1 protein-coding gene and 1 rRNA gene are annotated in these 525 nt (G+C 63.8%); one reads left to right on the forward strand and one right to left on the reverse strand.

Annotated features, from left to right (window positions below; all coding sequences use genetic code 11):
* Positions 1–307: sensor histidine kinase KdpD (locus tag KZA10_RS17420; protein WP_218683537.1), on the forward strand; the 307-nt coding region annotated here is incomplete at its 5' end.
* Between the two features lie 139 nt (positions 308–446).
* Here KZA10_RS17420 and rrf read toward each other — a convergent pair.
* Positions 447–525 (reverse strand): 5S ribosomal RNA (gene rrf, locus KZA10_RS17425); the annotation flags it as partial.

Raw genomic sequence — 525 nt, forward strand, 5'->3', positions numbered from 1 at the left:
GATCGACAACGTGCTGTCAAACGCCGCCAAGTACTCGGCGCAGGGTCCGATCGAGGTGCGGCTGCGTGAACAAGACGGCTGGGCTGTCATCGACGTCGCGGATGCCGGTCGGGGAATCCCTGCGGGAGACCTGCCGACGGTCTTCGATGAGCTCGCGCGGGCCCAGAACGCACGAGACGTCACGGGTTCAGGCATCGGGCTCACGCTCGTCGCCACGGTGATGCGGCATCACGGCGGGGATGTGTCGATCCGCTCCGCCGAGGGCGCCGGCACCGTTCTCACGCTGCGTCTTCCGATCCGCCGTTGAACTGAACGCTCCCTCGACGTGCGACGTTAACGAAGAAGAGCCACCCCTTGCGGGATGGCTCTTGCTTCTGTTTCGTACGCACTCGCGTGTGAACGCAAAATGGCCACCCAACGATGGGTGGCCATTTTGACTAAAAGGAGTCCGGCGGTGTCCTACTCTCCCACAGGGTCCCCCCTGCAGTACCATCGGCGCTGTGAGGCTTAGCTTCCGGGTTCGGA

The organism is Microbacterium sp. BF1 (assembly GCF_019279095.1).
Lineage (GTDB): Bacteria > Actinomycetota > Actinomycetes > Actinomycetales > Microbacteriaceae > Microbacterium > Microbacterium maritypicum.